This window comes from Streptomyces sp. NPDC003034, assembly GCF_053591375.1.
Genome location: NZ_JBSFTS010000053.1, coordinates 1 through 5,347, shown reverse-complemented (window position 1 = coordinate 5,347; position 5,347 = coordinate 1). Strand labels below are relative to the sequence as shown.

The following is a 5,347-nucleotide window of genomic DNA, read 5'->3' as shown; positions in this document are numbered from 1 at the left end:
CCCGCGGCCCCCCGGTCCGGCCGCCCCCGCGGCCGGGGGGCCCCTGGGGGGCCCCACCCCCGGGGCCGGGCCCCCGCCCCCCGGGGGCCGGGGCCGCCGTCCTGCGTCGTCCGGGCACGGTCGGGCACGGTCGCGTGCGGTCCGGGCTTGGTCGGGCTTGGTCGGGCTTGGTCGGGCGCCCCCGCGCCCGCCGGTCAGGGAGCCGACGGGGGCCCCGAGCGGTCCTGGGGGCCCCGGCCCGACAGGACCTCCCCGTACGCCTGCATCAGGTCCGGCAGCCGCAGGGTCGACAGATCGTCCCGCGAGAGCTCGCCCGCGAAGTCCGCCAGCCGCAGATCCCGGTAGGCGCAGCTCTTCTCGTACAGGGTGCGCAGGAACCGGCCGTTGCCCAGCTCGTCGATCCAGCCCTGCTCCACCACGTGTCCGCTGATGCTGCGCAGCTCCTCCAGCGCCTCCTCGTCCCAGCGGTCCCCGTTCGCGTCCGCCAGTACCCCGCCGATCGCGGTCAGCTCCAGCGGCCGGTAGCTGGGGAAGTCCACCCGGGTGGTGAACCGCGAGGACAATCCCGGATTGGCGGCGAGCAGCCGGTCCATGCCGGCCGGGTAGCCGGCCAGGATCACCACCAGGTGGTCCCGGTTGTCCTCCGCCCGCTTGAGCAGCACCTGCAGGGCCTCGTCGCCGTACGCGTCGCCCTTGCTGTACCCGGAGTTGGAGAGGCTGTACGCCTCGTCCACGAACAGCACCCCGCCGATCGCCGAATCGATCAGCTCGTTGGCCTTCACGGCGGTCTGCCCCAGGAACTCGCCCACCAGGTCCGCCCGCTGGGCCTCCACCAGATGGTCGCCGCCGAGCAGGCCCAGCGCGTAGAAGACCCGGCCCAGGATCCGGGCCACCGTCGTCTTGCCGGTGCCCGAGGGGCCGGAGAAGACGAAGTGGCGTTTCGGCGGCTGCACCGGCAGTCCCTGGCCGGCCCGCAACCGTGCCATGTGCAGCTGCGCGGAGAGCGCCTTCACCTGCCGTTTCACCGGCTCCAGGCCCACCATCCGCTCCAGCTCCGCCAAGGCCTCCGCGAGCGCCGCCGGGTCGGGCGGCCCGCCCGGCAGGCCCGCCGGCGCCGCCGCCTGCGCCGCCGCCTGCGCCGGCACGGTCACCTTGCGCCGTACGCCCTCCGCCCGGCCCGTGGGCGGTGCTCCGGGCCCGAAGCGCACGTCCGGCGGGTCGGGCGGCGGCTCCGCCTCCACCAGGCCTTCCGCCTGGCCGTCTACCTGGCCGTCCGCCGCGATGTCCTGCACGGGTCCGGTGCCCGTGCCGTTCCCACCGAGCGCCACGGCGGCGAAGTCCCCGCCGGCCGGGGACGGGCCTTGGCCGCCGTAGGCCCCGTACCCCGAGTACCCCGCCAGGCCCGCCATGTCGTCGGCGTCGTCGCCGTCGGCGATCGCCGTCAGACGGGCCGCCGTGTCCATGAACGACGGGTCCACCCGGTGCACCGCCCGGTACAGCGGCAGCGCCGCCGCACTCCGCCCCGTGCCCTCGTGCGCCCGCGCCAGCCAGTACCGCAGCTCCTTGCGCTGCGGCTGCTCGCTGCGGCACCGCATCAGCGCCGCCGACAGCATCGGCTCCGCCTGCCCGTACATCTCCAGGCGGACCCGGGCCATCCCACCGAACAGCCCCGCCTCGATGCCCAGCATCGGATCGTTGACCAAGGGCTCCGTGTGCCGCACCAGTTGCTCCCAGTCCTTGACCAGGTACGCCCGGCAGGCGTGCAGGAACCGCACCTGCGGATCGGTGTCCACCGGGGGCAGGGCGGCCAGGGCCTGGTCCAGCTCGGGCACATGGCGGCCGTCCAGCCAGTGCGAGGCGTGGGCCAGCAGCAGGTCGCGCCGGCTCTCCAGGACCGGCTGCACCCACCAGCCCAGCCAGTACCAGGAGTTGAGCGTCCGCCGGTGGCGGGCCCGCTGCTCGCCGAAACGGTCCCGGTGCGCGTACATGCGCAATAAGGCGTTGGTGGTGTCCACCCGGAGTGCGTGCAGGCCCAGCCAGGCGTCCGCCATCGCCGGATCGAGTCGTACGGCCGCCCGGAACTCCTCCTCGGCCTGCGGATAGGCGCCCATGGTGCAGGCGTCGACCCCGCGCAGCCAGGCGAGTTCGGCCGGGGCGTGCGTGCTGCCCGGCGTGCCGAAATCCATCACGTCCCCCACAAGCCTGCCCCCGTGGTGCGCGGCAACCGACATGCCGAGCACGTGAGTTGCCCACTGCGCCGATGAAATCAGGGCTGCATCGTACCTGCGGTTTCGCACCTTACGTAGGGTGCGTCGGACCCGGTTCGCAGAGCACCCCGAGTCCGTCCGGCTACTGTGCGTGAGGGGCGGGTGGAGGGAAAACCCGTGTGGGCGGCCCCGGGCCGTGGTGTGCGGAGCGGTGCGGGCAGAACGAAGCCCCCGGTCACGGGGGAACAACCGGGGGCTTCGCGTCCGCTGCGGCCGCCAGGGCCGCGCATGGGAAACGTAAGGCCGGTGCGGGCTCCCGGTCAAGCACGTCGGCGCAGGCTCCGGAGATGCGGTTCGGGAGGGTAGGTCAGGCCTGGGGGAGTTCGTCACCGTCCGTGAGGGAAGGGGTGTTTCCCGCCGTCGCACTGGCCCCGGAAGACCACTCGTATCCCGTACCGCTCTGGCGCACCAAGATGTCGGCGAAGGGGCGCGAAGGGTCGTCCGAGAAGTGCGTGCGCTCCGCGCGCTCCCAACCGTCCCAGAAGTCGGACAGTTCGCGCCCGTCGCGGTCCCTCCCGCGCCCCCAGGACGTGGCACGCGGCGTCTCCATCCACAGCAGCCGTGCCAGACGGGGGCGCAGCGCCCGGCGCCCGGCCCCCACCCCCTCCAGGAGCACCACGGGCGCCGGCTCCAGGACCCGCTCCGGGCCGAAGCGCCGCTCCACCCAGTCGTACGGGGTCCAGCGGGCGGGCCGTCCGGCGCCCAGCGGCCCCAGCACCTGCGAGCGCAGCCGCTCCTCCCAGTCGAAGAGCTCCTCGTGGGTGGCCACATCGTCGAGGTGCAGTACGGGCGCTCCGCTCAGCTCCTCGGCCAGCCGCGCCGCGAAGGTGCTCTTGCCGGACCCGGCGTGCCCGTCGATGCCGATCAGCCGGACCGGGCCGAGGGAGGGCGGCAGGGCGGCGAGCTCCCGTGCGAGTGGTTCAAGTGACTGGTGTGGCTCCACGCCGCAACCCTACGGCGGATACGGTCCTTCGCCCGGACCGGTCGTCATCCCCGACACGGGCACCCGGCTTCGGCCCCGGACGGCCGGGAAATGGAAGGGTGAAGCGCCGAGGCACCGAAGCGCCGAGGCCCGAAGACCGCTACCCCTTGGGGGATCCCGCGATGACCGCACCCACACCGCGCAGGGCCGTACTCGTCGCGGCCCTCGCGGTCGCCACCGCCACCACCACCGGCTTCTCCGGTGCTCCTCGTGTCTCCGGCGGCAGCGCGCCGGCCGCCGCCCCGTCGGCGCCCCGGGGGGCCGGCCGCACGGTCGACAACCGGTTCTGGTTCTCGTACGACCACTGGCTGGCCGGTGTCCACGAGGGCACCACGGCGGTCGGCGGCCCCCGCCCCGGCCTGGAGATCGGTGTCCCCGCGGGCCGTACCACCTACGCCGACCCCCACACGGGCCGGGCGAGTACCTGGGAGTACGCCACCTGGACCTCCCCGGCGCACCACTCGGCCGTGCCCGCCACCGAGGCCGTCGCCTCCTGGAACGCCCGGACGCCCGCCGGCACCTGGATCCAGATCGAACTGCGCGGCACCTACACCGACGGCACCTCCACCCCCTGGTACGTCATGGGCCGCTGGGCCTCCGGCGACGGTGACATCCGCCGCACCTCCGTGAACGGCCAGAGCGACGGCCGGTCCAGCGTCGGTACCGACACGCTGGCCCTCGACGCTCCCGCGAGCGGCCTGCGCATCGCGGACTGGCAACTGCGCCTGACCCTCTACCGCCGGCCCGGCGCCGACCGAGGGCCCACCGTCTGGCTGGCCGGGGCCATGGCATCCGACGTGCCGGACCGGTTCACCGTCCCCGCCTCGGCTCCCGGCCGGCCGCACGAACTGCAGGTGCCGCGCTACTCGCAGGAGATCCACGTCGGCCAGTACCCCGAGTACGACAACGGGGGCGAGGCCTGGTGCAGCCCCACCTCCTCCCAGATGGTCATCGAGTTCTGGGGCCGCAAGGCCAGCGCCAAGGCCCTGGCCTGGGTCGATCCCGCCTACGCCGACCCGCAGGTGTGCCATGCGGCCCGCTCCACCTATGACGCCGCCTACAAGGGCTGCGGCAACTGGCCCTTCAACGCCGCCTACGCCGCCACCTACCGCCGCCTCGCCGGGGTCATCACCCGCCTCGGCTCCCTCACCGAGGTGGAGACCCTCGTCCGGGCCGGCATCCCCGTCATCACCTCCCAGTCCTTCCTCGCGGAGGAGCTCACCGGGGCGGGCTACGGCACGGCCGGGCACCTGATGACCGTCATCGGCTTCACCGCCGCCGGAGACGTGATCGCCAACGACCCGAACGCCCCGGACAACACGTCCGTACGGCGCGTCTACCAGCGCCGCCAGTTCGAGAACGTCTGGCTGCGGACCAGGCGCCACAACGCCGCCGGCAAGGTCGTTCCCGCGCCCGGGGGCATCTGCTACCTCTACGCCCCCTTGGACCTGGACCCGGCGCAAACCGATGTGCTGACGGCGGTCGGAGTGCTGTGAGGTCCGCTTTAGCTGGTTCGCCCGAATAGTCCGAAGAAGGAGGGGTAAAGGGCAAATAAGAGCTTCACTAGGAGGCAGCCAGCCATGACCACCCATTCGAGCATCGAGCACCACCCCGACCTCGCCGAGATGCGGACTCGCTTCGAGCGGGTCACCAGCACTCCCCGCGCGCAGGCCGTAGAGGCACTCGCCCTGATCACGGGCCTGTACCTGGCGGCCTCGCCCTGGATCGCCGGGTTCAGCGGCCTGACCGCGCTGGCCGTCAACAACCTGATCGTCGGCATCGCGTACTGCGTCTGCATGGGCGGGTTCGGGAACGCCTACGAGCGCACGCACGCGATGGCCTGGACAGCGGTCGCACTCGGAGCATGGACGATCGTCGCTCCATGGGTCATCGCCGGTGAGATGGACACGACCCGTACGGTGGTCAGCAACGTGATCACCGGCGTGCTGGCCCTGTGCCTCGGCCTCGCCATGGCGGCGATGGCCGGCCGCAGGCGCGAAACGCGGGCGTGACGCCAAGGGCTGACCGCGACGCCCTGAACCGCTTGTCCGCCGCGTCCGGTCAGGACGCCGAACCGGCCGCCGGGCCCCGACCGCAG

4 protein-coding genes are annotated in these 5,347 nt (G+C 73.3%); 2 read left to right on the top strand and 2 right to left on the bottom strand.

Annotated features, from left to right (window positions below; translation table 11 throughout):
- Positions 1–194 precede the first annotated feature (194 nt).
- Both ACWDX7_RS28270 and ACWDX7_RS28265 read right to left on the bottom strand, forming a co-directional pair.
- Positions 195–2,186, bottom strand: coding sequence for an AAA family ATPase (locus ACWDX7_RS28270; protein WP_451492709.1), 1,992 nt, complete (start codon positions 2,184–2,186; stop codon positions 195–197).
- 388 nt (positions 2,187–2,574) lie between these two features.
- A complete protein-coding gene (locus tag ACWDX7_RS28265; protein ID WP_451492710.1) occupies positions 2,575–3,210 on the bottom strand; it encodes a uridine kinase family protein in 636 nt (211 codons plus the stop codon).
- Positions 3,211–3,371: 161 nt separating this feature from the next.
- On the opposite strand from ACWDX7_RS28265, the gene ACWDX7_RS28260 reads away from it, so the two are divergent.
- Together ACWDX7_RS28260 and ACWDX7_RS28255 are read left to right on the top strand one after the other, a co-directional pair.
- Positions 3,372–4,745 carry a peptidase C39 family protein gene (locus ACWDX7_RS28260; protein WP_451492711.1) on the top strand — a complete coding sequence of 458 codons (1,374 nt, stop codon included), beginning with the start codon at positions 3,372–3,374 and terminating at the stop codon, positions 4,743–4,745.
- 84 nt (positions 4,746–4,829) lie between these two features.
- Complete coding sequence (locus ACWDX7_RS28255) at positions 4,830–5,261, top strand: SPW repeat protein (protein WP_451492712.1); 432 nt, start codon at positions 4,830–4,832, stop codon at positions 5,259–5,261.
- The last annotated feature ends 86 nt before the right edge of the window (positions 5,262–5,347 follow it).

Coding starts and splice junctions, on each gene's coding strand:
- ACWDX7_RS28270 (WP_451492709.1), bottom strand. CDS start 2,186: ATGGATTTCGGCACGCCGGGCAGCACGCACGCCCCGGCCGAACTCGCC.
- ACWDX7_RS28260 (WP_451492711.1), top strand. CDS start 3,372: ATGACCGCACCCACACCGCGCAGGGCCGTACTCGTCGCGGCCCTCGCG.
- ACWDX7_RS28255 (WP_451492712.1), top strand. CDS start 4,830: ATGACCACCCATTCGAGCATCGAGCACCACCCCGACCTCGCCGAGATG.